Raw genomic sequence first — 249 nt, forward strand, 5'->3', positions numbered from 1 at the left:
ATCCCTCGTTCGCTCATATTCAGCCTTTTCAATTAGTAGGCTCATTGAGTTTCGTATATATTGATGAAATTCATGAAAAGAAACAGACCATAAGCAATTTTCATATAAAAACCGTAAATTATCATAAAGCCGAAGAAGAACAACAATATCAGATGACATTCCAAAAGAATAAGATCCTTCACTCATTTCAGAACGCACTTTATTAGTCAACTCAAAAAGTTTTACAGTATCGTCATATAGAAACTGATT

1 protein-coding gene is annotated in these 249 nt (G+C 31.7%); it reads right to left on the reverse strand.

Going from position 1 to position 249, the window contains the following annotated elements; genetic code table 11:
- Window positions 1–249 (reverse strand): hypothetical protein (locus PU683_RS20765; protein WP_277174506.1); only part of this gene is annotated, 249 nt, incomplete at both ends.

The organism is Candidatus Kosakonia sp. 282A-S69 (genome assembly GCF_029433855.1).
Lineage (GTDB): Bacteria > Pseudomonadota > Gammaproteobacteria > Enterobacterales > Enterobacteriaceae > Kosakonia > Kosakonia cowanii_A.